The following is a 26,905-nucleotide window of genomic DNA, read 5'->3' on the forward strand; positions in this document are numbered from 1 at the left end:
GGTACAATTTTGGAGGCGTTTTTTCACTAGCTTGATGGGCATATGATAGGAATCCTAGTAGTAGGATAAGCTCCCACTATAGTATTCTAGTATGTTTGCAAAGACTAAGGATAAGAGTAGATTAGAATCAAGTGAAATTAAATTATTTAAAAGTTGAAAATTAACAAGGTAAATTATAGATAGATGTAGAATATAAAATAAACTTTAAAGATTTATGCATATGGAGATTCATGACCTAAAAAATCCCAAAAAGGAGAGGGTAGACATGTCAAAGTTCAAGTTAATCCCTTACAAATTGGAAGAGGTTAAGGATCGTACAAAAGAAGTTCCTCCCGGGGTCCGCTTAATCGAAGCTGAGTCTATTTGGGCAAAAGGGTATCAGGGGGAAGAGGTGGTTGTTGCAGTTATTGATACTGGCTGCCAAACTGACCACCCGGATTTACAAGAACGGATTATTGGAGGCTATAACTTTACAGAAGACTATGGGGGAGATCCTCATGTGTTCTTAGATAACAATGGTCATGGAACGCATGTCTGCGGTACGATTGCTGCCGCTGAAGATGATAAGGGTGTGGTAGGAGTCGCACCTAAAGCGAAATTACTTGTTCTGAAAGTACTGACTGGTACAGGGGAAGGAACCATAGAATCTATTACACAGGCCATTCAATATGCAACAACATGGAAAGGGGCTAAAGGAGAAAGTGTTCGAGTGATTTCTATGTCATTGGGAGGTCCAGAGGATAATCCCGAGTTGCATAAAGCCATTCAAAAGGCGGTTGAGAAGAATATTGTTGTAGTATGTGCAGCCGGAAATGAAGGAGATGGGGATGGTGGGACAAGTGAATATAGCTATCCCGGTGCTTATCAAGAGGTGGTAGAGGTTGGTTCGATAAATCTTGAAAAACGCTTATCCCGTTTTAGTAATACAAATGATGCCATTGATTTGTTAGCTCCAGGGGAAAAGATTCTTTCTACGTACCCGACAAATCAGTATGCTGTACTGTCCGGTACGTCTATGGCGGCACCACATGTATCCGGATCCATTGCTTTATTAATTCAACAATATGAAGCTGAGAATAATCAGACAATTACCGAGCCAGAATTATTTGAAGTTTTAATACAGCATACTGTGTCGCTGGGATACAGCAGACTAGAAGAAGGACATGGGCTATTGCAACTCGGAATGACAGTATCCCAAAAGGTTGAATCTAACTGACCTTGTAGCAAAGAACAGGAAGAAGTTCCTTAGAGGATACAACATATTGCTATCAAGCAAAAAAATAAATATCTCACAATGAGAAAAAACGCTATCCTTTCTGTAGAATTATAGGAAAGGATGGCGTTTTTATATATTTATTTCTGTAATTGATGAATTGCAACTATTTGCTTAAGAAATTCAAAGTTTCTTAGCCAAAAATATTAGGGGAGATTTTGCTATAGATGTTGTTTTTGTACAACAAAAGAGCAGCTAGCAAAAGCTAACTGCTCGACTTTAAACTCCAAGGGGGCTGGAGAAAGATTATTGTATCTATAGTATTGACGGAATATTGAGATTTATAAAAAGGTGTGGTTCTTTAGCGAATATTATGTCTCAGTATTTCGAATAAAATGTAAAAATTTGTTGTTATCATATATAAGTTAGGAGGAGGATTAACTGCCCGTAAAAGCCCGATTGATGAGGGCTGATTAAAATTTCACTTTATTTTGCATGATGTACTTGCTATCATGTCGATGAGCTTGCGTAAGGCTCCTGAATAAAAGATATCTTTTCGGACGATAAAAGCAGTAGATACTTTTGAGAAGCTTTTGGGTAAAGGAGTTAATACTAAAGAGTGCTCGTGATCTTGTACGATAGACTTTATCATAATTGCAGTACCCATGCCGGACTTTACACATGCAAGTATAGCCTCAATTGTTCCAAACTCTAACATCCGTTTTGGAAAAATACCTTCTTCATGAAGCCATTTTTCTAGCAATCTACGATAGTAACAACCTGGACTAAAAGCCAACAAATTCATTTCTCCTAAATCATTGAAAGAGGATAGGGGTTGTTTACTAATGAGCACTAATTCTTCCTCTTGAAATAAGAAGGAATTGAGGTCAGGGTGACGAATATTGCCAGCAATAAATGCACCTTCCAGTTTTCTTTCTAAAACAAGCTGAATTAATTTTTCTGTTGAATGTGTTTCTAACAGGAATTCAACTTCAGGGTATGTCTCACAATATGATGTTAGAATCGAAGGGAGGCGGACTGCAGTTGTAGATTCTGTGGATCCAATTTTTAATGTTCCTTTTGGGTGTAATCCGTTGTTTTGGATCGCTTGAATCGATTGTTCCATTAAATGTATGATCTTTTGGGCATAGGCTAATAAAATTTCCCCATTTGAAGTTAAAGTTACACCTTTTCCATTGCGATAAAATAATGGCACACCTAATTCATTTTCTAATTGTTTAATACGCATCGTCACGTTGGACTGTACATAATTTAAATTTTGGGCCGCATGTGATATATTTCCTTGTTTCGCTACTTCAGAAAAAACAGTCAAATCTTTTATGTCCAACTTAATCTCCTCCTAAAGATATCAATTATTTTGATGTTTTTTATCATTAATACTCATTTTACATGATATCTGAATCTTCATACAATAAAAATGAATGGAGGGGATGAAAGTGCTAAGTCAAGAAGAAGTCATGAAGTGTAGTAGTTCGTATAAATGGCTTGTGCTTCTGTTAGCGACAGCAGTGCAAGCAAGTGCAACGCTAATAACATATGGAGTAGGACCTTTAGCATTTTTTTGGAAGGAGATATATCATCTTACTGATATGCAAATGGGATTGTTGTTAACCGCTGTTAATATTGGGCCGCTTTTTTGTATGCTTTTTGTAGGGAGATTGCTAGATCGATATAATGAAAGGTTACTAATCGGAGTTAGTTCTATATTGCTCGGTGGATCTCTTTTATTTATTCATATAGTAGAAGGATTTACTGGATTGTTATTTGTGCTTGCAATAGTTGGAGTTTTTTATAGTACCGCACAACCAGGGGGGAGTAAGGTGATTTTAAAATGGTTTCCGAAAGAAAATAGAGGGTTAGCTATGGGAATTAGGCAAGCTGGCATTCCTATAGGCGGTGCAATGGCGGGAGCTATGATTCCAATTCTTTCTGTAAAGTTTAGTTTGTCATTCGCGATATATATTCTTTCAAGTATATGCATTGCGGGAGGAGTACTGTTTTTAGTTCTGTATAGGGAGCCTGTTGTTCATCATGAGCCTGCATTAAATAATAAAGGAATTTCTTTTTGGCAACAGTTAAAAGAGGTAATGAGTAACAAGGAATTATATCCTGTTTTGTTTACAGGAGTTTGTATGATTTCATTACAAATGGTGTTGATTGGGCATTTTATAAACTTTTTGATTACTGCTAAATCTATATCTTCCGTTTTGGCTGGAAAGATATTTGCGGTCACTTTATTTTTGGGGATGCTGGGGCGAATTGTCTTAGCTGCAGTCAGTGATTCTTTATATAAAGGTAACCGCCAGAAACCACTATTTATTTCTGTAGTTGCTTCGTTTATTTTAATTTTTATTTTGATACCGAACATATATAATTTTTCGGTATGGGGATTGTTTTTGTTCAGTGGTTTATTAGGGTTCTTCGGCATTGGATGGTTTAGTCTTTTCATGGTTGAAGTTGCCGAAAAATCGAGGAATGGGTCAGCGGGAATTACGGTTAGCTTTGCACTTACGCTAAATCAAATTGCAATCATTTTAGCCCCGCCTATTTTTGGATTCATTGTGGATGTAAAAGGGTATATGTGGGCGTGGGGGAGTATGATAGTATTACTATTTGTTTTAGTAATAAGTTTATTGAAAAATTTTTTAAAAAAGAAATGTAAATGACAATTTTTTTCAAATATGATGTATAATGAGATGTGTTTTAGAAGAATGGTATTATGACATATAAATGAATTCAATACTTATCATTATTTTTCTTTCGCTCATTTCCTCTTTTGAAATTTCCTGTTATCTTGGCCATAATGAGTTGTCTCTCTTTTTCATTGTCTGTTTGATGTACTTTACTTAAAAATTTTTCCGCTTCTTTCCCTTTTAAAATCATAATTTGTTTTCCGTAATATTTAATAAAAACTATGTTGTTTTTATTTGTTCGATAACTGAACATTTCGAGATCTGGTCGATTTCGTTTGTCAATATTTCCCGATAAATTTCCTCCTTTATATGCTAATCGTAATGAATGTTACATAAAAAAACGAAATTATAGTTAGACGAATCAGATTGTAGGTTGGAAATTTTATAAGAAAGTAAATACAATAAAAAGTGGTCAAAAATTCGAATATGGAAAGCTTTCCTTGAATAACTTTCCTATTGTGTAGACTTTGTAGGAAGATAGAAATTTCGTATGATGAACATGTAGATAGATATGCTTAAAATATATGCTAATTTCCAGTAATAAAATTAGTCCATCAATAGAATTAAGCAAAAATTAAGGTCTTCTTTTAGATGAATAGAGGTAGAATAGCGATGAGAATGATAATCAATATAAAATGAATAAAAAGAGGGCTCCTGTATGTTTAAGAGATGTTTAATCGTTTGCTTTATTATCGCAATTTTTTGCTTAAGTGTATATATGTTAATGCAGACAAATAAAAATAAGACACAGACATTAAAAGCATTTTCAAATTCTAATAGTAAAATAGAAAATGATAAGCCAAAAGTAAATATAGAGCAGCGCACCCGTTATGAGGTTGCGGCAGAAAAATTAGACCAATATTTAAAAGAAAAAGGATTTAATGGAACGGTACTTGTGACGGATCAAAATCATGTGATTTTGCGAAAAGGGTATGGCTATGCAAATATGAAGGATAAAGTCTTAGCGACGCCAAGGACAAAATATCGTATTGGTTCGATTACAAAGACAGTGGTAGCGGTCTCTATATTGCAGTTAAAAGAAAAAGGAAAATTAAATATAGAAGATAATGTGAATAAATATATTCCTTCATTCCCAGCGGATAAGAATATTACTTTGAGGCACTTATTAACGCATACATCCGGACTACCAGAGCAAGGGAAAGGAAAGGTGGATGCGGCATCACACCAAAAATTAGTTACATGGATTGGTTCACAAAATCTTGAATTTCCTGCAGGGACAGGTTGGAAATATACAGACTATAATTATATGGTACTTGCTTATATTGTAGAACAAATCTCGAAGCAACCATTAGCTGAATATGTAAAAGAACATATTTTCACTCCAGTTGGAATGCATGAATCTGGTATGGGTGCAAAATTCCCTGGAGATATATTTTTCGCAGAAGGTTATACAAAGAAAGATAGTGAATTCATATCTGCTCCTAAGTTAAGAATGAACTGGTTATACGGTTGTGGTGAAATGTATACAACTGTGGAAGATATGAAGAGATTAGATGAGGGGATTATGGATGGTAAGCTTCTTTCTAAACAAAGTTTATCAGATATGTTCACTGTATCACCTGTAAGGAAATATGGATTTAGTTTTTATATTTATCCAGATTATTACCACAATCACGGTGTATTAGCTGGATGGAATGTATTTAATAATTTCAATTGGGATAAGCGAATCTTTGTCATTCTTTTCTCGAATGTCCAAAACGGAATGACCGATGCCTTTAATCAGGAATTTCGGAAGATGGCAAAAGATTTATTGGAAGGAAAATGAATTTGAAAAAGCCTCTAGCGTGAGAGGCTTTTTTTATTACAGTGCCGAAAATTCTTCAACCAATTTACTGAAACGATCTAATGCACTTTCAATAGGTTGTGGTGTTGTTAAATCCACACCAGTTTTCTTTAAAAGATTGAGTGGATAATCTGAACTTCCGCCTTTTAAGAATTCGATATAATTTTGTTGAGCAATAGGATCGCCGCTTAACAGTTGTTCTGCAATTTGAATTGCGGAAGCAAACCCAGTAGCGTATTTGTAAACGTAAAATGGTCGGTAAAAATGAGGAATCCTAGCCCATCCATATTTTACTTCTTCATCGAATACGAGTGTATCCCCATTGTATTCTCTAAATAATTTTTCATAAACATCATTGAAGGCTTGGGCATTTAGCGGCTTACCCTGATGCGCCATTTCATGCGTAATCTTTTCAAATTCAGCAAACATAACTTGTGTAAAGAAAGTTCCTTTAAATTGATCAATAAAGTGATTGATTAAATGTTTGCGTACGTCTATATCTTTTGCTTCTTTTAATAGATGATGGATTAAGAGTATCTCATTCACTGTAGAAGCGACTTCTGCTACGAAGATTGAATAATGAGCAGAGATTCTCGGCTGAAACTTATGTGAATAATATGTATGCATACCATGCCCACACTCATGAGTAAGTGTAAAGAGACTATTTAAGTCGTCATTATGATTTAACAGGATAAAAGGGTGAACACCATATACGCCGAAATTATAAGCACCAGAACGTTTTCCAGGTAATTCTCTTACATCTATATAGCGTTTTTCTTTAAAATCTCGAAGCGTTTGAAGATATTCTTCACCGAGTGGAGAAAGGGAAGTAAGCATGATTTCAAATGCTTCATCATAGGGAATCTCTTGCTTTACACCTTTTACTAAATCAACATTTAGATCATATTGTCTTAATTCATCTAATTGTAATTTCTTTTTTCGTAAATGATTATATGTATGTAGAGATGCAATGTTCTTTTTAGTTGTATGAATTAAATTATCATATACTTCTTTTGGAACCATATCACCAAATAGAGATTTTTCTAAAGCTGATGGGTAATTTCTAATTTTTGAAATGGTAACATTGTTTTTTATAGCCGCTGCTAAAGTAGAAGCGATGGAGTTTTTTAGTTGCACATATGGTTGATAGTATGCTTTGTAAGCCTCTTTTCTCTTATCTCTGTTTTCATCTTTTATTAATTTTGAGTACATGCCGCGTGTTAAATTTACTTTATTTCCATTATCGGTTGTAACTTCTCCAAATGTAATATCTGCGTTATTGAGCATTCCATATGTATGTTGAGGAGAAGAGAGGGCCTCACCCATTTGAGATAAGATTTCTTCTTTATCCTTATTTAAAACATGTTTCTTATATCGATATAATTCAAATAAGTCTTCTTTATAATATTGTAAGCCTTCATTCTCTTCTATATAAGAATGTAATGTTTTCTCGTCTACGCTAAGTAAAAAGGGTGAGAAGAAGGAACGAGCAGCACTTATTTTAACATGTAACTGCGATGCTTTATCTACAAGGGACTGAGCTTCTGTATCACGTGTATCAAGGTCTGATTGAAGTCTTGCAAATGCATAAACAAGACTGAACAAACTAGATACTTCTTCACTTTTTGTAAGGTAAGCAAGTAAACTTTGACCATCATGGATATTTCCGTTGAATTCTTTTAAGTCCTCTGTTAAAGTTTCGACTTTTTCATAGTCGTTTTCCCAGTTTTCAATCGTTTTATAAATATCCGTTAAATCCCACTTTTCTTGATCGGATACATCCATTCTATTTTTAAATTCTGTCATAATCATTTCCTTCCTAGATATGTATTTTATATATTCTCTATATAACTATGAAATACAACAAATTGCAAAGAATCCCTGCTACACGAAAAATAAAAAAGAGAGCATAGATGTAGTTACATAATATGTATTTCTTAAATTCGAATATTTGTAAAGGGGATAGTGCATGTATGTATAAGAGAAAAATATATTTAATTAAGGAGGTGGAAGTATATTGATTCTAATTCCATTCATTATGTTAGGTTTACCGCTTGCGATTATAGTGTTTGTTTTCTTAGTAATTATGAAATGGAAAAAAGAGGGGGAGGAAGATGTGTTTAGACAATTATATGTACATTTAGTACTATTTGCGACCCTGATGTTATCTATTGGAGGAGGAATCGGCATATTTATGGGACTATCAGATTATATCAGTCCACCTCCTTACTATGAATCTTATGATTCATTTAAAAAGATGAAATTAGTGGAAGAGAAAAATTCACAACAAACGGTAAGTGAAGAGCAAATTCGTGCAGAATATGATCAGAATGTAGAAGATAGAAAAGAAACAGTCAAGCAGGAAGCGAAAAATACAATGATTAAAAGTTTAGGTTTTATCGTTATTCCGCTGCCTATCTTTCTGTATTTTAATAATGGTAGAGTTCGAGATAAAAAATCAGTGTGAACAGAATAAAATAAAGAGTCTTGCCACCAGTGGCAAGACTTTTTATCGTGTAGATTATAATTGTATACCAAATGTTTCCTGCAATAGGTCTACATATTGCTCTTTTGTAATCTCTTCTTTTCTCTTTTTCCCTTGCTTTGTTACTGTAAAACTATCTTTTGTTAAGGAAGCATGCCCGTCAGAAGTTAGTTTTACAATAAGGGGTACTTTATTAAAAGGAGAGTCTGTATGTTCTACAATTATCTTTTGAGCTGCATTTAATGTTCTTTCATCAACTTCTTCAAGATAAAATGCATAGCCTAATGTCCACTTTTCAGATGAAGCAACATCTAGAAATTCATTATTTTTTTTCATCTCTAACATATAGTTTCCTTTTGCAGTTGTTTCTTTTCGGATACGATAGTCTCCGGTAACAGAGTGAACAGTTTCACCAGAGAAAGGAACAGGTGAAAGGGGCAGGTATGAACCGAAGCCAACTTCAATTAAATAAAGTTCATTATTATGTTTTAAAACAGTTGCTACATGTCCTGAATCAACAGCCCAAGTATTAGAAGCGGCATTATAAACCGTTCCTGATACTAAGTGAACATCAAAGCCGCAATCTTTAAGGAAGTAATACATCGTTGGATTCAATTCATAGCAAAGACCACCGCGGTTATGAACTAAGATTTTTTCTTGGAGATGTTCTTTTGATATTTCTTTCACTGTCCCTTGAATAATATCCAAATTTTCAAATGGAACTGCTTGAGCCATTGCATGAAGGATTTCGTTTAAATCTTCAAATGAAATGGACGCTCTTTCTTGTATATTTAATCTGGAAAAGAATTGCTTTTGTAGTTCTGTCATGTGAATCGCTCCTTATCCATTTTACTTATATAATTGTATCGGATGTTGAATAAGAAAACATCCGTAATACGTTGAATTCGCAATCCATATATATACTTACGACTAAAGTATTAAAGGATGGCACCTTTACTTCTTTTAAAACATATAGTATGATGATTTCAATAAATTAGATTTCAATGAACATAATTATAAATTAATGAGAGGTGCTTTTTGTGAGTGCGGTAGGTTCTAAATAGGAAAAATTGAATGAAATAAATCTGATGAGAACAGGGGATTTTTATATAATTCATACCCCTAATTTTGTCATGGATTTATTTCAAATACCTATGAAGATACCTACAATACTTTATAAAGCGTGTAATGATTATGGGATAGCCATGTGTTTTTTGAGATGGCTTTATTTCCTTATATCATGCACAGGCCTTGTAAATGTAAAAAGCTGCGGTGTCTCCGCAGCTTTTTTGTATTTATTTTTATCACGTGAAAATTATATTTATTTAAAGCTCATTGAAATCTAATGGGTAGGTATCTTCATATATGATGTGAGTAAATCATAGTGAGGAGAATAGAAATTGAATAAAATGACTTTTGAAAAGTTGCAATATAACGAGTTGAAGGAAATAGTTAAATCGTATTGTGTGAGTGGATTAGGAAAACAATTGTTAGATAAATTGGAGCCAAGCGCAAGTATAAAAGTAGTGAAAAATCGTTTGAATGAAACAACGGAAGCGCGAGCTATATTAGATGCAGAAGGACATGTACCTTTTTTCGGAATTTCTAATATCGATAGTACAATTCAAAAACTGGAAAAGGGGATGATTCTAGATCCAACTGAGCTAGTTAGTGTATCAGACTTTTTACGAGGGTGCCGAAAAATTAAAAAGTTTATGCTGGATAAAGAGTTTTTTGCACCAGTATTAGCGTCTTATGCAAATTCAATGTCTGAGTTCAAAAGTGTGGAAGAAGAGATTAACTTTTCAATCAAAGGAAATAGTGTTGATTCAGCTGCAAGTAAAGAATTAAAAAGAATTCGAAATAGTATCGATTCAGTAGATGGAAAAATTAAAGAACGTTTAAATAAATTTTTAAATAGTAGTGTAAATAAGAAATATATTCAAGAGTTCTTTATTAGTAAAAAAGACGATCGATATACGATTCCAGTAAAATCTTCTTATAAAAATCAAGTTGCTGGAACAATTGTTGAAGTTTCTTCTAAAGGCTCTACCGTTTTTATAGAGCCAAATACAGTTACAAAATTAAACGTGGAACTAGCAAGTTTAAAAGCTGAAGAAGCGATGGAAGAATATCAAATATTAGCTACTTTATCAGGAATGATTTTAGAGGACATTTATAACATTAAGATTAATATGGAGCTGATTAGTCAATATGATATGGTATTTGCAAAAGCAAAATTTAGTAAACATATTGGCGGGATAGAGCCGAAATTAAATGATTTTGGGTATGTAAAGTTAGTTCATTGCAAGCATCCGCTTTTATCAGGAAAAGTTGTACCGCTTAACTTTGAAGTCGGGCAAAATTATCGGAGCTTAATTATTACAGGACCAAATGCTGGTGGGAAAACGATTGTTCTCAAAACAATAGGTTTAGTAACATTAGCGACAATGTCAGGGTTTCATATTGCAGCAGATAAGGAAACGGAGATTGCTGTTTTTGAAAATATCTTTGTAGATATTGGTGATAATCAAAGTATAGAAAATGCATTGAGTACATTTTCATCTCATATGAAAAACCTTTCAGAAATTATGAGAGTATCAAATAATAACACGCTTCTATTATTTGATGAAATAGGAAGTGGTACGGAACCGAGTGAAGGAGCAGCACTTGCGATTTCTATTTTAGAAGAGTTTTATCATATGGGTTGTATAACTGTTGCGACTACTCACTATGGTGAAATTAAACGCTTTTCAGAAATGCATAGTGACTTTATGAATGCAGCGATGCAGTTTAATAGTGAAACATTGGAACCGATGTATAAGTTAATGATAGGGAAATCGGGGGAGAGTAACGCCCTATGGATTTCTAGAAAAATGAACGTGCGAGAAAACGTACTACAAAGAGCGAAAGGCTATATGGAAAATAAAGAGTACCGTTTGGAGAGACTGAATGAAAGTAAAATAAGAAAACCTAAGGTTGTGAAAGAGGAAATAGAAGAGAAACATGAATATGAAAAGGGAGATCGTGTGAATTTATTAGACTATGATGATTTTGGAATTGTATATAAAGAAAAAGATAACTTCCAAAACGTTGTTGTGTTTTATTATGGAGAATTTATTGAAGTGAATGTTAAGCGAATTTCTTTAGAGCTAAAAGCAAAGGAACTATATCCAAAAGGGTATGATTTAGACACGTTGTTTGTGGATTATAAAGAGCGGAAAATGCAGCATGATATTGAGCGGGGATCGAAAAAGGCGCTTCGTAAAATTCAAAAAGAGATAAGAAAGAATAGAGGATAAGAGACTATGAATATAAAGATTAGACAAGAACTTGAGAAAGATTATAGCAGGGCAGAGGAGGTTGTAAAACAAGCATTTTTAAATGAAGCATTTAGCGATCAGAAAGAGCACAAACTTGTAAATCGTATCAGAAAATCTGATGCGTTTATTCCAGAGTTATCATTAGTGGCGGTGGATAAAGAAATTATTGGTCACGTCCTTTTATTTAAAGTTAAAATAGTAGATGGTGATAAATCTGTAGATTCGCTAGCACTTGCTCCAGTATCTGTTGCACCAGAATATCAGAAAAAAGGAATTGGAAGCTTGTTGATCTCGAATGTATTAAGAAAAGCAAAAGAGCTCGGTTATCATTCTGTAATTGTGCTAGGACATAAAGATTATTATCCGAAATTTGGTTTCAAACTAGCTAGTTTATGGAATATACGTGCGCCATTTGATGTACCAGATGAAGTATTTATGGCAATGGAGTTAACGGGAAATGCTCTTCAAAATGTGCAAGGAATTGTGCAATATTCGGAAGCCTTTTCTGGGTAGCACAAAAAAGGTAGCATGAAGAAATCTTCTAGCTACCTTTTTGATTTTTAAGTTGAAATGATTAAGGTATTAATAAAATTTTTCCTGTACTTTTTCGGCTTTCTAATAATCGATGTGCTTCAGCACCATTTTCTAAGGCAAAAATAGTTGGATTTTCGATATTTAATTTTCCAGTAGTAATCCAATCAAATAGTTGATGTGAACGTTTTTTACGTTCTTCATACGTTGTTAGTACATTCCAAAGATCCCCGCCAGTCAATGTTTTCGAAGTGTCCATCAGCATTCGTGGATCAACAGGGGCAGGATCGCCACCGGCCATGCCGTAAAAGACGATGGTACCACCGATTCTTGTAGCTTGAAAGCTTTCTTCTAATGTAGAACCTACTGATTCATATACAACATCTATGCCATGCCCTTTTGTGATTTGTAGTATTTTTTCACGCCATGATTCTGAATATAAAAATACATAGTCTGCTCCAGCTGTATAAGCTGCTTCTGCTTTTCCTTTAGATGAAGTAAGGCCAATTACGTGCGCGCCTTGCATTTTAATTATTTGAATAAGAAGCTGCCCAACTCCTCCAGCAGCCGCGTGAACTAAAACAAAATCACCAGCTTTTATTTTGTAGCTGTCTTGTGTTAAGTAATGCGCAGTCAACCCTTGTAATAAAACGGAAGCAGCCGTCTCAAAGGAAATAGAATCAGGGAGTGGAAGTGCTTTTTCTTTTGGAACAACTACTAGCTCTGCATTTGCGAATGGTACATCAGCAAATGCGATACGATCTCCAATTGAAACATCGGTAACTTCAGTACCAGTTTGCTCTACAATTCCTGAACCTTCATATCCTAATATGTAAGGCGGTTTACCAACGAGATGATAGTTACCTCTACGTCTATATATATCAGCAAAATTTAAGCCAATCGCTTTTGTGCGGACAAGAATTTCATTTGGTTGTATAGTTGGGTCTGGAACTTCTCGATATTTTAACACATCAGCATTTCCGAATTCTTCGAAACAAAGTGCTTTCATATGAAATACCTCCAATTTGTAACATGTGTCAATATTGTTTGTTAATGGTTCTTATCATACAATACAAATATTAATAGGCAAAGAAAATTATTTAGATGGAATCAATCGAAAAAAACGATTTGAAGGAGCAGGTATCGTGGAGATAAAACAATTAATCACATTCAAAACAGCGGCTGAAAATTTGAACTTTACGCAGACAGCAAAAATATTGAATTTTGTCCAATCAAGTGTAACGGCACAAATAAAAGCATTGGAAGCTGAGCTTGAAACAGCATTGTTCGAACGATTAGGAAAACGTATTTTTCTGACCGAAGCAGGACGAAAGTTTCTAGTATATGCGGATAAGATGATTGCGCTAAGTTATGAAGCGAAAATGGTTGTGAAAGATGAGGAAACGACATCTGGTACATTAGTAATTGGTGCACAAGAAAGTCAATGTACATATCGGCTTCCTTCAATATTAAAGGAATTTAAGTCGAAATTCCCACAAATAAAACTGATATTTAAACCTGCTCATTCAAATGAAGCTGTAAAAGAACAACTGATGGATGGGAAACTAGATTTAGCCTTTATTTTAGATGAATGTAAAACAGAAGATGCTTTACATGTAGAGTCGTTAGTTCAAGAAGAACTGAAAATCGTAGCATTTTCTAATCATCCTTTATTTGAGAAATCTATAATTTCTACAAAAGATTTAGAAAGTGAAACACTTCTATTAACAGAGCTTGGTTGTTCATATCGAACTATATTTGAAGAGTTATTTCGTGCAGAAGGTGTATATCCTATAAATAAAATTGAGTTTGTTAGTGTGGAAGCAATTAAACAATGTGTAATTGCAGGGTTAGGTATAGCAGTTTTACCAGCGATGGTAGTAGAAAAAGATATACAAGAAGGTAAAATGAAAGAATTAGATTTAAAGAATACAATCGCTCCTATTTTTACACAAATTGCTTGGCATAAAGATAAATGGATCACTTCGCCCCTGCAGCAATTTATAGATGTAACAAGAGTGTCAATTGGAAGCATGTATTAAGTGGAGAAATATTTGTTTTACATGTAAGAAGAAATATAAATAATAGATGTTTTGAAAGAAGAGAAGGCCGATATTTGTATAAAAAAACAAATATCGGTTTTTTTCTATGTATGTAAGGACAGTCGTTATGTTAATTTTCATATGAAGAAACACAAATGTAAATATTTTCTCAAGTTTTCATTTCAAAGTGATAAGTAGAATTCTTCATATATTCCAATAATCTTAAGATGATTTACATAGTCAAATCTGTTTTATAAGATTCCACTAGAAAGTGTGAAAGGAGGGAACTACATAAGTTTGAATTGTTTTTTTGCAAAAACAAAATGAGGGAGGAATCTAAAATGGTACGTAAATTTCAAAAGTTCATGAAGATCTGTATGCTAAGTGCAGCTAGTGTGGCTGTGTTGTTTGGTTTTCAAGAAAGTACATTTGCAGCTTCTGATTTAAGTAGTTACTATGACGGAAAAAACCCTACGACAACGAAAGTTTATGGAGGAAGTGCAACATGTGATTCGGATGCATTCAACGCAAAGTCCGCTGCAGTTTATGAGGGCGGTAAAAAGGTTGGGACGGTTTATCTTCGTTATAGCAATAAATGTCATGCGGCATGGTCAAAGCTTGTTCTTGATAATCCTGCTCCATCTGTTTCCGGAGGCGTGTATGCGTATGCGGTTATAAACAAATATAAAAACGGGGTATTCCAAAAATCCGTTGATTCTAATAGTGGAAATGGAACAATTAAAACAGGACAAACAAGTACGTATACAGGAATGGTGTTTGATTTAACTGCTGGATTTGGATATACAGCAGATGCAGAAGGGGTTACGTTTAATAATGGTTATGGGAAAACAGCACGTTACTAATAAAGTATTTCAAAATAATGACTTTACTTGTGAAGGAGCTGAATTCTATGAAGCTTTTAAAGAAAGCTAGAGCCTGTCTTTGTTTATCTTTTCTTATTTTTACCGGCTTGTTTAGTACCTCTAGTATTATGAATAATAAAGCATATGCAGAAAATCATTCCTATGATGGGAAGAGCCCTTACTACAATAGTTGTGATAAATCAGCAGTAATGAAAGAAAAGAAATGGATTGATTCAAACTCATACGTGGAATTAAAATTTAGTACAACATGTAAAACAGCATGGGCGAAAGTAACTGTAACTCGTGCAGCTGTTTATGATAATGAAGCAGATGCAAGAATTGTTCGTCAAACGGATGGGAAAGCATACACTTGCGGAAGTGCAGGGGGAAATGGTGTTGTGAACAAAGGGCAAACCTCTTGCTATACGCCTATGGTATATGACTTAGATCCAAGGAAAGCACAAGCTCAAGGAAAACATGCGATTCCAAATAGTGATGCTTATAATTATGCGGAGACGATTTGGTATTAGAAATTAGCATTCTTTAATAGAAAAGTAAAATGTAACAAGCCAACTTTCTAAATGGAAGTTGGCTTGTTTTTATGTTCTTTCAAATGTTTAAGCTGAGCGACAATCATGATGCTAATGACAACGAGTAAAAACTAGGAACTAATCTTTCCAATGTGCACAGGGCTCCACGTTTTTTGCTGATTCGGATATTGCCATGCGCCAAAGAGGGTAGCGATGTTTTCAGCAATCCAAATGAAAAATCCAATAAGGACAAACGACAATGAAAGCGGCATTTTGTATGTAACTTTTTGCAAAGAAAATTGAACAAACGTACGAAAGAACACAATAAATAAAAGAACCGTTAAAACCCAGCGAAAGTCATATAAGAAATGGTGTGTAAAAAAATTAAAATAAATTATGGCTCCTAGTGGTATAGTCTATATTGCCTTGGGCCAATTATGCATTTGTAAATGTAATCTTCTCCATGCTTGGAGGGCTTACAAAACCTATGCAAAAGAAAAAGGGATAGAACATTATCGAATTAAATCAAATGATGGGAAGCACGTGATCAAAGGTTTGTATCATATTCAAAATGTTAATGGTCTCCATTCTCGATTGAAGCAATGGATTGACCGTTTTAATGGTGTGGCTACAAAGTATCTAGACAATTATCTTGCTTGGTTCTTGTTTGTAGATAGCAGTAGTAACGAAAGCACTAAACACAATATTAAGGAATTCCTACTATCTTCATTTGTATTTGAAATGACGGATACTTATGATAGTTTAAGATTATCAAAATTCAATTTATGATTATGGAAAGGTGATAAGGATGTCTGATATTGAAAAAGTTGATGAGCAACTACTTGCGTTGATTAAAGAAATGCCAACCCTAAAAGACAACAAACATTTAATAGAAACCTTGCAAAAAGGTTCCCCTTCAATTTTATCTAAATATCAACATTAAAATTTAACAGAGCCAATTTGATAAAAAAGTTTTATCATTTCCCATATTTCTTCTTCAACTAATGCAACCTTTAGTTCAATTTTCGATTTGGCTTTCCATATCTCACTAAAACGTGCCACAATAGTTTTAGTTCCTGAAGCACCTCCTTATAAGTTCCGCGATCGCTCCAAGATACTGGATCGCGTTTCAAGTCCATTACAGCAGATCCAATTATGTTCGCATCGATAAAATTATTTCGTGCAATGTGTCTTGCCAAGGAAGGCATTGTTGAACCTCTAAAATCCGCAGGAACCTCGTCTACCATAAGTACAAAGCCCATGTGCCAATAAAGATCAATGGAATACTTAAGGCACATTTGTTCTAAGGTTCTCCCTACATGAGTGTCCTTGAATGAAGGATCTGCAACAAGCACTTCCACGTCTTCTTTAAGAGAAATATCCCCATGAACCTGGGCTTCAATATAGTGGTTAAGATTACGGTTTGGCTCTTTGTTTGCTAGGTCCGTAAACGGATTTTCCAGATTAACCAGCAAATGATTGATTAATTTTGCCGGCGTCAGATTTCTTTCACCGATTGCAAAATCTCTAAAGAACGCCTCTTCCAAGAGAGCAGCCAAAATGATGTCAAACTCTTCATAAGTACCCTTTTCTTTTGGGTCTTGATGCGAATCTAAATACGTGTATGTGGAACGATAAGAGACCTTAGGAGATAGAAGAAAATAGCATGATCCAAAACGTGGAGCAGGCCCATTTGGATGTAACATCAAATTTAGTGCTCCATATTTAGGCCGTTGGTTATTGGTTGCGCCCTCTAGTTGATATGCTCCTCCAAAAATTCTCTTCTCCCAAAGGTCGCGTTCACCACCAGGGTAAGCGGATACGCTGCCGTTAGATAAAAATGTTTCAAACTGGCTCTTATATATTCCCTGTTCAAGCAGTGCTTCAGCAACGCTTTTCATAGTCGAATCTAGTCTATCTGGATGAAAATGTAGACCAATCCTTGCGTGAGACTTTAAATTAGCGACAGCATTTTCAAATATTTTATCCGAGATATTAGACATTTTAAGTATATGATTAATTGTTGCTTTAGCCTCATGTTTATGGTTCCTTGCATACTTTGTAATATGCTCTAAAGCAAATAGTTGAGACCTTGATAATTCCATGAACAATCTCTCCTTTCATTAAAATGACCCTAATAATTTCAATTAAAAGTTTGTTTTTTCCTTCTTGCGCAATTAACCTTCGTTGAACAAGAAAAAGGCAAAAATCAACATTGTACTTTAATAGAGCCAATCTTTAAAATAAAAAGTCAATAGTTAATAATATAAGGATAAAGTAGTGAATATTAGTCATACATCCATCCAGGGAGACTAAATAGTTAGTTGAATGAATAATCTGAAATATATATAATGAATGTAATCATATTCAAAGGAGATGTGCCAATGTCATCGCTTATTGTAAATATCTTATTTTTAGTGAAGATTATGGAACGAGGGGATAGATAGGCCTGATAAATTACAGAACTATCCCCATAATTGAAAAGGGGGATTTTTGAAATGAACACGACAGTGAATAATCTTTTTCTAGGTGAAAATATTAAATTATCAGCAATTAGAGCTGAGGACGTTGAAAGAATGGCTATTTGGCAAGAAGATAGTGAGTATTTAAGAAATGTAGATACGGATATAGCAGTTCCACAATCTTTACATGAAATAAAGGAATATGAGCTATTAAAAGGAAGAAAATCAAATGGTGTTTCTTTTATGCTAAGAACAATTCAAGATGATATTTTAATTGGTTTTGTGGCGCTTCATAGCATAGAGTGGAATAATAGAACGGGCTTGCTAGCAATTGGTATAGGTGATAAAAATTATAGAGGTAAGGGGTATGGTACGGAAGGATTACGCCTTATTTTGAAATATGCTTTCCATGAATTAAACTTACATCGTGTAGGACTCGATGTTATTTCATATAATAAACCAGCAATTGAAGTGTATAAAAAGGTTGGATTTAAGGTAGAGGGATGTATGAGAAAAGCTGTCCAGCGAGATGGAAAGAGCTTTGATCGTATCATAATGGGGATATTGCGAAGTGAATGGATAACAATGCAAAAATAATTTGAATAGGGATAATAAAGTGAACTGACCATTCATGCGAAATATAAAGAAAAACAAAAGAGAAATCTAGTGGCTTTATAGCTTGTTAGATTTCTTTTTTATGGAATCGCTTCGGTTATGACAATAAGGTTGTTTATAAAATTAATATAGAGGTAATGTAGAAAAACGGATTCTCAGATTTCGATTTAATGAATTTTAGATTGATAATTAATTACAAGTATCAATCTAAAATTCAATTAAAGGGTGTTAAGGGGATGACATTTGTTTTGTTAGCTTGATAGCGAAGCGATTGGACGGGGCCCCCTGCTCAATTTTCGTTCCTGCTTAGTTCTCTTCTTTCATAATCGCATATTTCGCTAGCCTACGCATGAATAATGACTGGGAAACGCCTAGTACTTTTGCTGCCTCACGGGTTGTTTTATAATGATGGAATGCATGTGTGATCATTTTTTTCGACTCTTTCCAAAACCTCATGTAAAAAAATTCCTTTATTTGGAAAGATGGGAACCTCTTGTTCAAAGGCTGAATCGACCAAGCATTTTGGTAAATCATCAATGGAAATTTCATCTCCTTTTGCCATAATGACGAGCTGCTCAACTATGTTTTCCAATTCGCGTACATTCCCGGGCAAACGATAGTTTTGCAGCATTTCGACCACTTTTGTGGAAAATATTCGTTTATGGTCATGTAAGAAATTAAATCTCTTCAAATTATGTTGAAGGAGATAAAAGATGTCTTCCTTCCGCTCACGAAGCGGCGGAACATGAATCGGCAAAATATGGAGTCGATAATATAAATCAGCCCGGAATTTCCCTTCTTTGACCATATCCTCCAAATTGCAATTGGTATCGGTGATGATACGCACATCGGCTTTTACCGTGTCGGAAGCTCCAATGGGCATGTACGTTTTATTTTGCAGCAATTGAAGGAGTTTTGGTTGTAAATGAAGGGGGAGGTCACCGATCTCGTCCAAGAAAAGGGAGCCTTTCTCTGCAAGCTTGACAAGCCCAGCTTTTCCGTTTGCATTTGTTCCTGTGAACGCCCCTTTTTTGTAGCCAAATAGTTCGGATTCCAGAAGTGATTCCGGAATCGCCGCACAATTAAGATGGATAAACAGACGGTCTTTTCGTTCACTTAAATCATGAATACGTTCAGCTATAAGCGTTTTTCCAACGTCTGTCTTACCTGTAATGAGAACGGTCGTTTTCACGCCTGCCACTTTTTCAATCGTTTCCTTGAGTATGTCATGGACCCTGCTTTGTCCGATAAAAGGAGGGACTTCTTTGGTTCTTACAAGTTTTGCTTTGAGCTTTTGCAATTCGTGTAAATAAAACCGAAGAGCAGATTCCAATTCTTCAATTTTAATTTTGGAACAGTAATCGTCGAAATCCGGAATGTCATAACCAAAAGCGATTGCATATTTGGGTTCACCATGCTCATCCAAAATGAGATGTCCTGTTGCCACTCCTTTTCCATCGCCGAAATGTTGGATAACGTTGACATTTTGTTTCTTATCCAACACCATTTTTGTCACAGATGGCTTGAAAACCCCCTCTTTTTCTAATTCAAAGACGCTTCTTCCGATTAACTCCTCTTTTTTTTCCAAAACAGCTTGCAGCTCATATCGCTGACAAAAAGAGTCGTTCCGTTCTTATCGGTTATGTAAATAGGTTTATTTAGATAGTTCATGATTTTGCAGAAATATTCCGGTTCGATGTTCAATATATCTTGCTTCATTACTTATCTCTTCTTTAAATGTCGTATGAATCCAATCTTTTTGCATCGAAAATGATTCAAGGTCCATCAATACTTGAGCAGAGTTGATTCGAAAACGATTCAGTTGAATCGAATTTATAAAAATTACACCCTGAAAATTCAGAAAACTCACACTAAAAATAACCTATCACCATCCTACAAGTTAACAGGAGTATTAATATAAATCAAAGGCTTTATTCACGATTCGTCGTGGGGGATTTAGGTTAATATATGAATGCTTATAAAAATACAAGCTGTTGAGTTATAAAAAGAATTTTATGAGCAAGAGAAAATGGATTCGTAATGCGCTTGGATTGAAAACGTTTCAGACAATAAAAAAGATGGTTATTGGAATCAAGATGATGCGAATGATTCAAAAAGACGACAAGATTTATAAGGTGAGTCTGCTCAAAATGAGAGAAAATCCATTCAGTAATTGTTTGGATTTTTGGAATAAGATGCAAATCCGTTAGGTAGCATATTTTTTTCATTCTTTATTATGTATTTTCACTAGAACCAATACCCATTATTAGTATATATATTATTTTGTATAGATTTCGCAATATTTATTAATCAATTCATTTTGATTTAAAATTATTATGTTAGATGTAATATCTGTATGTAATGTACACATAGACATTTTATATTCGGGATCTATTTCTAAAATTTGAAGAGTATATTTTGCGGAACTACTATCTGTAACTAATTTGATGTCGTTGCATCCATATATTTCAACAGAAAAAGAGTTTAAGGGTAAGGATAAACCTTTACCACAACATTTAATAAAGCTCTCTTTTAACGTCCATATATCATAAAATTTATCTAGTTGTTGTCGGAAATCACCTTTCATTATATAGTTGTATTCTTTTTTTGTAAAAAATTTTTTAGCTAAACTAATGTACTCAATAATTTTTATCTTTTCAATATCAATTCCTACAGGATGATTATCAAATACACATACAACAAAATCTCCGGAATGAGATAGATTAAATGAAATAGTGGGATGATTCTTTAAATATGGTTTTCCGTAATTATTTTTGCAAAACATGATATCTTTATGATGAATATTGAACTTTTGATTAATTACTGATCTTAGTAATATTTCCCCAATTAAAGCTCTAAGTTTATCTCTTTTTTTTATAAATTTTTCAATTCTATTTCTTTTTTTAGTGTCAATTAATAAACTGAGGGTGTTTAATTGCTCATTAGTTATATCAAGAATTTTAACTGCATATATCTCCATAAACTTGCCTCTTTTCTTTTATCTCACCATTATTATTTAAATACGCCACAAATTTATATATAGATGACATACCATAATTGTTTCATGTACTATCCGTAACCTCGTTATTTCGTTCATTAATATACATATACAGGGTTTAGTAATGATTAAAAAAACTTTGTTTAGTAGTTGATGATTATATACAATTTCAAGAATGAATCAAATTAATATACATCCTAATATATTTTAATTCTTTTTTTTAACTGCTCACTTGTAATCTCTCGTATTCCGTTTCAATATAGGATCGGGTCTCAATTAGTTGGGTATGAAGATGTTTTAATTCTTTGATAGATTCTTCTTCTATAACCATATAAACCTCAATTAAGCTCATCATTATATTGATATCGTTTATAATATTTTGAATGACTTGGTTAGATGTATGTTTTTCATCATATTGTAAGGATCTTAATACTCTCCCCAGGCAAAATGTTATTTTTTGTTCTAAATTATTAATAAATTTTTTTGTATGTATTCCCATCCCGCTTTCCCCCAAATTCCGTTATAGATATTCAAGTTAAAAAGACTGATAATTTAAAATATTTTTTGAGTATAAAAATCAATTACATTTTATCATGAAAGGTAAAAAAATAAAGGTATATATTGGTTGAAATAAAAAATCCCAATGATAAAGATTGGAAGGGGAATTTTACTCTATATAAATGCCCTAAGTCTTAATAATGAACAAAAGTATCCACAGGAAACTTGAGAAATATAGAGAAAAGTGGAAATGAAATGTACAATATTAGAACAATATGGTTCAATAATGTCAGGTTACATTTTGAAGAAAGAGGTGGCATTTTTGGTTGTCGAATTACAATATATTCCGTTGACACACCCTCAAAAAAGAATACTTAACATTGAATATTTTTATCCAGAGATTCCTATAAACCATATTGGCGGCATTATTCAAATAACAGGAAAACTAAATCTTATGTATTTAGAGCAAGCAATTCAGTCGTGTATTCAAACAACAGAGGCATTAAGAGTCCATTTAACTAGTAAGGATGGGGAGGTCTTACAATATATTAAAAAAAATAATCATATAAAGATTCCATTCTACGATTTTTCTAGCGATGAGTGCCCGAAAGAAAGCATGTTACAATGGGCCGAAAGAGAATTTCAACAACCATTCTTGTTTTTGGAAAATCCGCTTGTTAAATTTGCTGTACTAAAGATTGATGAAAATACATGTGGTTATCTTATCAAGTGTCATCATATTATTGCTGATGGATGGTCAATGAAAATTATTATTGATAAAATTGAGAAACTTTATATGCAACTCGTAGAAGAAAAAAATCCCATTGAAAAATCCGACAATTATTATATCTGGGGTGAAAAAGAAAAAAAATATATGGAATCTTCACGATTTAAGAAAGATGAAGATTTTTGGAAGAACGAATTTTCAGATTTGAAAGGAATCTATTTGCAGAAAAGTTCTGAGCAAATTAATGGGAATCGAAAGACATTCAAAATTGGTGCTGTCCAATCAAAAAAGATTTATCAGTTCATAAAAGAACAGGGATGCTCTCTTAATGCACTATTTACAGCCGCGGTATTCTGTTATTTAAGTAAAGCATCTGCTCAAAATGATTTAATTATAGGAACACCTGTTCTTAATAGGTCAGGGAATAAGGAAAAGGCAACAGCAGGAATGACTGTTAGTACAATGCCATTTAGAAAAAAGATAAATTTAAATTTACCCTTTTCAACTTTTTTATTAGAAATCAATAAAACATACTTAAAATATTTTCAACATCAGCGTTATCCATATGACGTACTTGTAAAAGAATTACAGTTAGCTAAAGAAGGTTATGAACAGCTTTTTCAAATCTATATTAATTCATATAGTACTAATATGGTATCTGATATTGATGGGAACTCAGTAGAATACATTGAACTTTATAACGGATATCAACCGTATTCCTTACAAATTGTGATAAAGGAATGGGATAAGAGCGGGACTATAGAACTCCAGTTTGATTATAAGCAATTAGACTATAGGGAAGACGAGATAGATCTTCTAAATGAACGCTTAAATATATTAATTGAAAATGTTTTACAGAATCCTGAAATTTGTATGAAGGATATATCCCTTTTAAATAATCATGAGTTAGAAGAAGAAATCTATGAGTGGAATCAGACGAAAACTGATTATCCTAAAGAAAAAGTTATTTATGAGCTATTTAAAGAACAGGTAAGATTACATTCAAATAAGATAGCAATTGAAGATCAAAATAAAGTGTTATCTTACCAGGAATTAGAAGAATATTCAAATAAAATCGCCCGTTATTTTTTAGAAAAAGGCTTAAAGCGTAACGATTTTGTTGCAGTTTGTATGAATCATTCTCCAGAAATGATTGCTTTGCTGCTTGGGATTTTAAAAGCGGGTGGTGCTTATGTACCCATTGACCCTGATTATCCTGTAGAGCGTATGGATTTTATATTAGAAGATAGTGAATCAACTTTTCTTGTAACAGATTCAACCGTAGAGCAGATAAAAAACTGTACATTCAGTGGAAATATTATTCGCTTTGAGTTGAGTATTTTTACACCATATGACGCGGGATACTTGCATACAATAAATTCCCCAACAGATACTGCATATATGATTTATACCTCAGGGTCTACTGGCCAGCCTAAAGGGGTTATTATTGCACATCAAAATCTTGTGAATTATATTACATCCTCCTCTAAAAATTATATAACATCTCATGAAGATAGTTTTGCCTTATATTCATCCATTTCATTTGATTTAACAGTTACTTCTATATTTACGCCTTTAATAACAGGGAATAAAATTGTTATTTATAGACAAGAAGATACAACAGAGTTCGTTATTCAACGCATATTTAGAGAAAATAAAACGACAGTGATCAAATTAACACCTGCACATTTATCTTTACTAAAAGATTGTGATATATCAAAATCCAGTGTTAAGAGATTAATTGTTGGGGGAGAGCAGTTATCAACGGATTTAGCAAAAAAAATAGTAGAAGCAGGAAAGAACCAAATCACAATTTTTAATGAATACGGACCGACTGAAGCTACAGTGGGATGTATGATTCATAAATATGATGTAAATACGGATTTACATAAATCAGTTCCAATCGGTTTGCCTATTCAAAATACGGAGATTTACCTTTTAGATGAGTTGCGTCAGCCAGTAATGCCAGGGGAAATTGGTGAAGTGTTTATTTCAGGAGATGGAATAGGAAAAGGGTATTGGAAACGACTAAATTTACAGGAACAAAATTTTATGGAAAATCCATTTGTTACGGGCAAAAGGATGTATAAAACAGGAGATCTCGGGAAAAGATTGGAAAATGGAAAAATTGAATATTTAGGAAGGAAAGATAACCAAGTTAAAATACGAGGCTATCGAATAGAATTAGATGAAATTGAATTGACATTACTTTCTTTGAATGAAATTGAAGAAGCTGTAGTTGTGGCGTTTGATAATGAACATAAGCAAAAACAGTTGGTGGCATATATTGTACAGACGGAAGAATCAACAACCTTTCTTTTAAGAAAAAAACTTGCGAGGTTGCTTCCTGCTTTTATGATTCCATCCTATTTTGTTCCTGTAGACAGGCTCCCTTTGACACAAAATGGAAAAATAAATAGAGGTGCACTGCCAACTCCAGATTTAAAGCATTTGGGTAGTCATCTTGAATTGAACAACCAACAAAAAGCATTAGAGGGTCTTTTGTTAGAAATTGCACAAGAAGTGCTGGGGCGACAGAATATTAAGTTAGAGGATCATTTCTATCAAATAGGCGGAGATTCAATTAAAGCTATCCAATATGTATCTAAATTAAAAGAAAAAGGATTGTATTTAAAAACAAACGACATTTTTACTTATCCCGTATTCAAAGAGCTAGCAAGTGTTGTGGAAAATCAACCAGTAAGGGAAATTCCACAAGCACAAACAGAAGGGGAAGTAATGGAAACGCCTATTACAAAATGGTTTTGGTGTTTAGGTTTGAATCAACCTGCTTTTTGGCATCAATCTGTTATGTTATCTTCGGAAAATATAATAAGAGAGGCTGAAGTAAAAGAAGTTGTACAGATTCTTTCAAATCATCATGATGCATTAAGGATAAAGGTAAAAACCAAAAATAATAGACTTTATTATGACAACGCTATGCAGGATATAGAAATAAAAAGTTATGACTTATCCTTGTTAACTGAGGATCAAGTAGATGAGGAAATAAAGCGACTTGGACCACAATTAAGAGAAACTATGGACATATATAGTGATACTTTATTGAAAATTGGATTAATTAAAACGAAAAATAAAACTATGGTGCTGTTCACAGCACATCATCTTATTGTTGATGGTGTATCTTGGCAAGTTTTTATAGAAGATTTTCTGAATATTTATAATGCTATTCGTAAGGGTGAAACATGGAGAGTGCCTTTAAAAACTCATTCATACCAAGTATTTGCGGAGAAGGTAAATGAATTAGCTAAATCTGAAGAATTATTAAGTGAGCAGGCATATTGGCTAAAAGAAGTGAAACGCATCCAGCTTTTATATAATCAAAATAAAGGAGAGGAAAAAGTAAAAGATAGTATGAAAATGCAACGGAAATTAGATTTAAGTATGACTGAGAAGCTTCTAAGTACAGCGAATAGAGCTTATCAAACGCAAATTTATGAACTGCTGCTTGCGGCTCTAACACGTGCTTGTCATCAATGTACAAGTCAAAATATCGTCTCATTAGAATTAGAGGGGCACGGTAGAGATCAGATGGAAGGGAATATGGATTTTTCAAGAACGTTAGGGTGGTTTACTACAATGTTTCCTGCTAATTTCAGTGTGGAGCAGAGTTTATCGGCACATATACGTTCTGTAAAAGAAACATTCAGACAGATTCCGCGAAAAGGGATGGGCTATGGTATTTTGGCTTACTTAAACAATCAGTTTCTTCCTCATCAAAAACCAGAATTAAGATTTAATTATTTAGGAGAAATTGATCAAATGTTAACTGATAAATGTGGTTACAGTATATCATATTTAAATTCTGGAAATGAGTCTTCGCCAGAAAATCAACTGACTACACATTTGGATCTAACTGCAAGTATTCATAATCAACAACTTACTTTTAATTTGGCATTCAGCCACCACACGTATGAAATTCAGCAGATGGAGGAATTAATGGATGAACTGCTGTATCAGCTGGAGCTAATAACAAACCATTGCTGTGAGAAGAATTATACCGAGTTTACACCATCCGATTTTGAGACAGCCTCTATATCTTTAGAAGAAATGGATTCATTGTTTAGGTAATGAGAGCTGAA

24 protein-coding genes and 2 pseudogenes are annotated in these 26,905 nt (G+C 33.7%); 14 read left to right on the forward strand and 12 right to left on the reverse strand.

The window, feature by feature from the left end; genetic code table 11:
* Window positions 1–265 precede the first annotated feature (265 nt).
* Window positions 266–1,216 carry a S8 family peptidase gene (locus tag Y7E_RS29605; RefSeq protein ID WP_017151565.1) on the forward strand — a complete coding sequence of 317 codons (951 nt, stop codon included), beginning with the start codon at window positions 266–268 and terminating at the stop codon, window positions 1,214–1,216.
* A 478-nt stretch (window positions 1,217–1,694) separates the two neighbouring features.
* Here Y7E_RS29605 and Y7E_RS0112375 read toward each other — a convergent pair whose 3' ends face one another.
* Complete coding sequence (locus Y7E_RS0112375; RefSeq protein ID WP_017151566.1) at window positions 1,695–2,561, reverse strand: LysR family transcriptional regulator; 867 nt, start codon at window positions 2,559–2,561, stop codon at window positions 1,695–1,697.
* A gap of 109 nt (window positions 2,562–2,670) precedes the next feature.
* Here Y7E_RS0112375 and Y7E_RS0112380 point away from each other — a divergent pair, with 109 nt between their 5' ends.
* Window positions 2,671–3,900, forward strand: a complete 1,230-nt coding sequence (locus tag Y7E_RS0112380) for an MFS transporter (protein WP_017151567.1) — start codon at window positions 2,671–2,673, stop codon at window positions 3,898–3,900.
* Window positions 3,901–3,970: 70 nt separating this feature from the next.
* Here Y7E_RS0112380 and Y7E_RS0112385 read toward each other — a convergent pair whose 3' ends face one another.
* Window positions 3,971–4,180 carry a hypothetical protein gene (locus tag Y7E_RS0112385; RefSeq protein WP_051128654.1) on the reverse strand — a complete coding sequence of 70 codons (210 nt, stop codon included), beginning with the start codon at window positions 4,178–4,180 and terminating at the stop codon, window positions 3,971–3,973.
* Window positions 4,181–4,585: 405 nt separating this feature from the next.
* Here Y7E_RS0112385 and Y7E_RS0112390 point away from each other — a divergent pair, with 405 nt between their 5' ends.
* Window positions 4,586–5,713 (forward strand): serine hydrolase domain-containing protein, encoded by a 1,128-nt coding sequence (locus Y7E_RS0112390; RefSeq protein WP_017151569.1) that lies wholly within the window; start codon window positions 4,586–4,588, stop codon window positions 5,711–5,713.
* Window positions 5,714–5,749: 36 nt separating this feature from the next.
* Here the strand turns inward: Y7E_RS0112390 and pepF are convergent, their stop codons facing one another.
* On the reverse strand, window positions 5,750–7,537 hold the full coding sequence (gene pepF, locus Y7E_RS0112395; RefSeq protein WP_017151570.1) for an oligoendopeptidase F: 1,788 nt from the start codon (window positions 7,535–7,537) through the stop codon (window positions 5,750–5,752).
* Window positions 7,538–7,748: 211 nt separating this feature from the next.
* Between pepF and Y7E_RS0112400 the strand changes: the two genes are divergently transcribed.
* Entirely contained in the window at window positions 7,749–8,198 is a 450-nt protein-coding gene (locus Y7E_RS0112400; RefSeq protein WP_017151571.1) for a hypothetical protein, read from the forward strand.
* A 54-nt stretch (window positions 8,199–8,252) separates the two neighbouring features.
* Here Y7E_RS0112400 and Y7E_RS0112405 read toward each other — a convergent pair whose 3' ends face one another.
* The gene (locus Y7E_RS0112405) at window positions 8,253–9,044 is read right to left on the reverse strand and encodes an arylamine N-acetyltransferase family protein (protein ID WP_017151572.1); all 792 of its coding nucleotides are present in this window, start codon (window positions 9,042–9,044) and stop codon (window positions 8,253–8,255) included.
* A 572-nt stretch (window positions 9,045–9,616) separates the two neighbouring features.
* On the opposite strand from Y7E_RS0112405, the gene Y7E_RS0112410 reads away from it, so the two are divergent.
* A complete protein-coding gene (locus Y7E_RS0112410) occupies window positions 9,617–11,518 on the forward strand; it encodes an endonuclease MutS2 (RefSeq protein ID WP_017151573.1) in 1,902 nt (633 codons plus the stop codon).
* A gap of 6 nt (window positions 11,519–11,524) precedes the next feature.
* Window positions 11,525–12,052: a GNAT family N-acetyltransferase gene (locus tag Y7E_RS0112415; protein ID WP_017151574.1), complete on the forward strand. Its 528-nt coding sequence runs from the start codon at window positions 11,525–11,527 to the stop codon at window positions 12,050–12,052.
* Between the two features lie 61 nt (window positions 12,053–12,113).
* Here Y7E_RS0112415 and Y7E_RS0112420 read toward each other — a convergent pair whose 3' ends face one another.
* Complete coding sequence (locus Y7E_RS0112420; protein WP_017151575.1) at window positions 12,114–13,079, reverse strand: quinone oxidoreductase family protein; 966 nt, start codon at window positions 13,077–13,079, stop codon at window positions 12,114–12,116.
* 136 nt (window positions 13,080–13,215) lie between these two features.
* Here Y7E_RS0112420 and Y7E_RS0112425 point away from each other — a divergent pair, with 136 nt between their 5' ends.
* From Y7E_RS0112425 to Y7E_RS0112435, 3 genes are all read left to right on the forward strand, one after another.
* Window positions 13,216–14,112, forward strand: coding sequence for a LysR family transcriptional regulator (locus Y7E_RS0112425; RefSeq protein WP_026049188.1), 897 nt, complete (start codon window positions 13,216–13,218; stop codon window positions 14,110–14,112).
* A 341-nt stretch (window positions 14,113–14,453) separates the two neighbouring features.
* Window positions 14,454–14,975: a DUF2690 domain-containing protein gene (locus Y7E_RS0112430; protein WP_017151577.1), complete on the forward strand. Its 522-nt coding sequence runs from the start codon at window positions 14,454–14,456 to the stop codon at window positions 14,973–14,975.
* A gap of 47 nt (window positions 14,976–15,022) precedes the next feature.
* Window positions 15,023–15,505, forward strand: coding sequence for a DUF2690 domain-containing protein (locus Y7E_RS0112435; protein ID WP_017151578.1), 483 nt, complete (start codon window positions 15,023–15,025; stop codon window positions 15,503–15,505).
* A gap of 47 nt (window positions 15,506–15,552) precedes the next feature.
* Here the strand turns inward: Y7E_RS0112435 and Y7E_RS31655 are convergent.
* Window positions 15,553–15,975 (reverse strand): annotated as a pseudogene (locus Y7E_RS31655) (DUF817 family protein); the annotation flags it as partial.
* Here Y7E_RS31655 and Y7E_RS0112440 point away from each other — a divergent pair.
* Window positions 15,971–16,294 (forward strand): annotated as a pseudogene (locus Y7E_RS0112440) (IS1595 family transposase); the annotation flags it as partial. The pseudogenes Y7E_RS31655 and Y7E_RS0112440 overlap by 5 nt on opposite strands.
* A 19-nt stretch (window positions 16,295–16,313) precedes the next feature.
* Complete coding sequence (locus tag Y7E_RS34750; protein ID WP_017151580.1) at window positions 16,314–16,448, forward strand: hypothetical protein; 135 nt, start codon at window positions 16,314–16,316, stop codon at window positions 16,446–16,448.
* 70 nt (window positions 16,449–16,518) lie between these two features.
* On the opposite strand, the gene Y7E_RS0112450 is transcribed toward Y7E_RS34750, so the two are convergent.
* A complete protein-coding gene (locus Y7E_RS0112450) occupies window positions 16,519–17,610 on the reverse strand; it encodes a DUF3626 domain-containing protein (protein ID WP_017151581.1) in 1,092 nt (363 codons plus the stop codon).
* Between the two features lie 393 nt (window positions 17,611–18,003).
* Here Y7E_RS0112450 and Y7E_RS0112455 point away from each other — a divergent pair, with 393 nt between their 5' ends.
* Window positions 18,004–18,564 (forward strand): GNAT family N-acetyltransferase, encoded by a 561-nt coding sequence (locus tag Y7E_RS0112455; RefSeq protein WP_017151582.1) that lies wholly within the window; start codon window positions 18,004–18,006, stop codon window positions 18,562–18,564.
* Window positions 18,565–18,888: 324 nt separating this feature from the next.
* Here Y7E_RS0112455 and Y7E_RS34880 read toward each other — a convergent pair whose 3' ends face one another.
* The 3 genes from Y7E_RS34880 to Y7E_RS34755 form a co-directional block, all read right to left on the reverse strand.
* Window positions 18,889–19,011 carry a hypothetical protein gene (locus Y7E_RS34880; protein WP_017151583.1) on the reverse strand — a complete coding sequence of 41 codons (123 nt, stop codon included), beginning with the start codon at window positions 19,009–19,011 and terminating at the stop codon, window positions 18,889–18,891.
* A complete protein-coding gene (locus Y7E_RS29610; protein WP_017151584.1) occupies window positions 18,983–20,170 on the reverse strand; it encodes a sigma 54-interacting transcriptional regulator in 1,188 nt (395 codons plus the stop codon). The genes Y7E_RS34880 and Y7E_RS29610 overlap by 29 nt, the downstream gene beginning before the upstream one ends.
* A gap of 66 nt (window positions 20,171–20,236) precedes the next feature.
* A complete protein-coding gene (locus Y7E_RS34755) occupies window positions 20,237–20,371 on the reverse strand; it encodes a hypothetical protein (protein ID WP_272942952.1) in 135 nt (44 codons plus the stop codon).
* A 226-nt stretch (window positions 20,372–20,597) separates the two neighbouring features.
* On the opposite strand from Y7E_RS34755, the gene Y7E_RS0112465 reads away from it, so the two are divergent.
* The gene (locus tag Y7E_RS0112465; protein WP_017151586.1) at window positions 20,598–20,792 is read left to right on the forward strand and encodes a hypothetical protein; all 195 of its coding nucleotides are present in this window, start codon (window positions 20,598–20,600) and stop codon (window positions 20,790–20,792) included.
* 68 nt (window positions 20,793–20,860) lie between these two features.
* Here Y7E_RS0112465 and Y7E_RS0112470 read toward each other — a convergent pair whose 3' ends face one another.
* Window positions 20,861–21,562, reverse strand: coding sequence for a 4'-phosphopantetheinyl transferase family protein (locus tag Y7E_RS0112470; protein ID WP_017151587.1), 702 nt, complete (start codon window positions 21,560–21,562; stop codon window positions 20,861–20,863).
* A gap of 238 nt (window positions 21,563–21,800) precedes the next feature.
* Window positions 21,801–22,079, reverse strand: a complete 279-nt coding sequence (locus Y7E_RS0112475; RefSeq protein WP_017151588.1) for a hypothetical protein — start codon at window positions 22,077–22,079, stop codon at window positions 21,801–21,803.
* A 249-nt stretch (window positions 22,080–22,328) separates the two neighbouring features.
* Between Y7E_RS0112475 and Y7E_RS0112480 the strand changes: the two genes are divergently transcribed.
* Window positions 22,329–26,894 (forward strand): non-ribosomal peptide synthetase, encoded by a 4,566-nt coding sequence (locus Y7E_RS0112480; protein WP_237741368.1) that lies wholly within the window; start codon window positions 22,329–22,331, stop codon window positions 26,892–26,894.
* Window positions 26,895–26,905 lie beyond the last annotated feature (11 nt).

The organism is Bacillus bingmayongensis (assembly GCF_000299035.1).
GTDB classification, from domain to species: Bacteria; Bacillota; Bacilli; order Bacillales; family Bacillaceae_G; genus Bacillus_A; species Bacillus_A bingmayongensis.

What these genes read in the sequence shown, in the direction of transcription:
- Y7E_RS0112420 (WP_017151575.1), bottom strand. Translation starts at nt 13,079, where the DNA reads ATGAAAGCACTTTGTTTCGAAGAATTCGGAAATGCTGATGTGTTAAAA.
- Y7E_RS0112435 (WP_017151578.1), top strand. Translation starts at nt 15,023, where the DNA reads ATGAAGCTTTTAAAGAAAGCTAGAGCCTGTCTTTGTTTATCTTTTCTT.
- Y7E_RS0112480 (WP_237741368.1), top strand. Translation starts at nt 22,329, where the DNA reads ATGAAATGTACAATATTAGAACAATATGGTTCAATAATGTCAGGTTAC.
- Y7E_RS0112470 (WP_017151587.1), bottom strand. Translation starts at nt 21,562, where the DNA reads ATGGAGATATATGCAGTTAAAATTCTTGATATAACTAATGAGCAATTA.
- Y7E_RS34750 (WP_017151580.1), top strand. Translation starts at nt 16,314, where the DNA reads ATGTCTGATATTGAAAAAGTTGATGAGCAACTACTTGCGTTGATTAAA.
- Y7E_RS0112475 (WP_017151588.1), bottom strand. Translation starts at nt 22,079, where the DNA reads ATGGGAATACATACAAAAAAATTTATTAATAATTTAGAACAAAAAATA.
- Y7E_RS0112430 (WP_017151577.1), top strand. Translation starts at nt 14,454, where the DNA reads ATGGTACGTAAATTTCAAAAGTTCATGAAGATCTGTATGCTAAGTGCA.
- Y7E_RS34880 (WP_017151583.1), bottom strand. Translation starts at nt 19,011, where the DNA reads ATGATCACACATGCATTCCATCATTATAAAACAACCCGTGAGGCAGCA.
- Y7E_RS0112415 (WP_017151574.1), top strand. Translation starts at nt 11,525, where the DNA reads ATGAATATAAAGATTAGACAAGAACTTGAGAAAGATTATAGCAGGGCA.
- pepF (WP_017151570.1), bottom strand. Translation starts at nt 7,537, where the DNA reads ATGACAGAATTTAAAAATAGAATGGATGTATCCGATCAAGAAAAGTGG.
- Y7E_RS0112385 (WP_051128654.1), bottom strand. Translation starts at nt 4,180, where the DNA reads ATGTTCAGTTATCGAACAAATAAAAACAACATAGTTTTTATTAAATAT.
- Y7E_RS0112390 (WP_017151569.1), top strand. Translation starts at nt 4,586, where the DNA reads ATGTTTAAGAGATGTTTAATCGTTTGCTTTATTATCGCAATTTTTTGC.
- Y7E_RS0112455 (WP_017151582.1), top strand. Translation starts at nt 18,004, where the DNA reads ATGAACACGACAGTGAATAATCTTTTTCTAGGTGAAAATATTAAATTA.
- Y7E_RS0112405 (WP_017151572.1), bottom strand. Translation starts at nt 9,044, where the DNA reads ATGACAGAACTACAAAAGCAATTCTTTTCCAGATTAAATATACAAGAA.
- Y7E_RS0112465 (WP_017151586.1), top strand. Translation starts at nt 20,598, where the DNA reads ATGAGCAAGAGAAAATGGATTCGTAATGCGCTTGGATTGAAAACGTTT.
- Y7E_RS29605 (WP_017151565.1), top strand. Translation starts at nt 266, where the DNA reads ATGTCAAAGTTCAAGTTAATCCCTTACAAATTGGAAGAGGTTAAGGAT.
- Y7E_RS0112450 (WP_017151581.1), bottom strand. Translation starts at nt 17,610, where the DNA reads ATGGAATTATCAAGGTCTCAACTATTTGCTTTAGAGCATATTACAAAG.